The following is a 2,048-nucleotide window of genomic DNA, read 5'->3' on the forward strand; positions in this document are numbered from 1 at the left end:
GGATAGCGTGCTGACCACCCCGGCCCGGCGTGAAAGCCGCGCGTGCCCTTTGGCCTGTTGGTGGAACGCGGATGGTGCCCGCGGGCACGGTGCTCATGGACCGGCAGAAGCGCGTGCGCGCCACGGTCTCGCCCGATGGCACGCTGGTCAGCGGGCGCAACCGTGGCTCCATTCACAAGATGGGCGCGACATTGACCAATGCGCCCTCGTGCAATGGCTGGACGTTCTGGTATTTCGAGCGCGAAGGCGCGATGGTGCAGCTTGATGAACTGCGCGGCGAGATCCGGGCGGAGCAGGCAGCCGTCGCATCCTGATGGCGTGATCGCGGCTCATGGGGGAAGGGGCCGGTGGGGCTGACAGCATGAAGCGACTGGCTGAAACCGCCGGACCGTACGAAATGCCCGCAACGCAATGGAATGCCGCGCGCCATTCCGCCGTGGTGACGGATGACTACCTGTTCAGCCAGTTGATCCCCTATATCGGTAACAAGCGCAAACTGCTGGACCTGATTGCGCAGGCCATCGCGGCGACGGGCGCGGTCCCGCGCCAGACCGATTTCGTGGATCTGTTCGCCGGTACGGGCGTTGTCTCCCGCCTGGCCAAGAGCCTTGGCTTCCGCGTGGTGTCCAATGACTGGGAACCCTATAGCGAACTGCTGAACCGCTGCCACGTGGGCACGCAGTCCGCCCCGGTCTTTCATGGCGGGCGTGGCTATGGGCAGGTCATTGCCGAACTCAACGCCCTGCCGCCCGTGGCGGGGTGGGTGACGCGGCATCTCTGTCCCGATGACGATGTGCATTACGACACGGCGCGTGACCGCATGTTCTACATGCGCAAGAACGGCATGCGCATCGACGCCATCCGCGAGCGGATCGCGCAATGGGAACATGACGGCCTGCTTGACGCCGGGCAGAAGGCCTGCCTGCTGGCCCCGTTACTGTACAGCGCCAGCTACAACAGCAACACCAGCGGGCTGTTCAAGGGCTTCCATCGGGGCTGGGGTGGCCGGACGGGTACCGCGCTGTACCGTATCGCGGCGGAACTGAGCCTGCGCCCGGCCTGCTTTGTCGATAACGGGCGCGACAACCCCGTTCTGCGCATGGACGCGCAGGAACTGGCCGCGAAGCTGACGGATTACGTGGGGGAGTCCGCCATTGCCTATGTGGACCCGCCCTATAACCAGCATCCCTATGGCGCGAACTACCATGTACTCAACACGATCGCCTTGTGGGACAAGCCGGAACTTGCTCCCAAGATCACCGGGCGGGACAAGGCGGCCATAAGGCTGGACTGGCGCACGCAGCGCCGCAGCCCCTACAATTACCGCAGGCAGGCGCTGGCGGCGTACAAAAGCCTGCTATCCGTGCTGCCCACGGGCTGGATCGCGACCAGCTACAGCACGGACGGGTTCATTCCGCTTGCGGACATGATCCAGGCCAATTGCGCGCGGGGCGACGTGCAGGTTTTTACACGCGGCTACAAGCGCTATCGCGTCAGCAGCCAGCGTTATTCCCCGCGCCCGATGACGGTCGAATTCATCCTGCTCACCAACACCCGGCGTGCCGCCACGCGGGGGGTGGATGAAATCATGCACGAAATCACCACCATCGAGGCCGGCCTGAACGCCCCGGCCCCACGGCCGGACTAGCTGCCGCCGAAGCCCAGAAACCCGATGGAAGGTTCGGCATGCCCGCCCGAGGCATCGTAGCGCCGGTCAATGGAGGATTTGGTCGAGGCATGCCGGGGCATGGTGAGCGGCGGCATGTCATCGCCTTCCTCCAGACTGTTGGAGGCGAAATGCGGATCTGAATCCGAAAACGTGCGCATGGACAGCAGCAGGAAGGTGATGTCGTTGCGGTTCAGGTCGATCGCCATATCCAGCGGCGACTGCCCCAGTTCGTTATGGGCGGTCATGTCCGCGCCCCGGTTCAGGGCTTCCTTCGCCGCGCCGAGACTGCCACGGTTGATGGCGTCGAACAGCGCGTCCGTCGGGTTCATATCGCTATTGGCGTGGCCGTGTTCTTCTTCGCGCGATTCAGCGCCGGGCA

General features: G+C 64.5%; 2 protein-coding genes and 1 pseudogene. 2 read left to right on the forward strand and 1 reads right to left on the reverse strand.

The window, feature by feature from the left end; genetic code table 11:
• Window positions 1-314: pseudogene (locus JCM25156_RS14785) on the forward strand (restriction system modified-DNA reader domain-containing protein); the annotation flags it as partial.
• A gap of 47 nt (window positions 315-361) precedes the next feature.
• Window positions 362-1,648 carry a DNA adenine methylase gene (locus JCM25156_RS14790; protein ID WP_025813679.1) on the forward strand — a complete coding sequence of 429 codons (1,287 nt, stop codon included), beginning with the start codon at window positions 362-364 and terminating at the stop codon, window positions 1,646-1,648.
• Here the strand turns inward: JCM25156_RS14790 and JCM25156_RS14795 are convergent.
• Window positions 1,645-2,048: ankyrin repeat domain-containing protein (locus JCM25156_RS14795; RefSeq protein ID WP_025813681.1), on the reverse strand; the 404-nt coding region annotated here is incomplete at its 5' end. The two genes, JCM25156_RS14790 and JCM25156_RS14795, sit on opposite strands and share 4 nt — an antisense overlap.

This window comes from Komagataeibacter kakiaceti JCM 25156, assembly GCF_000613305.1.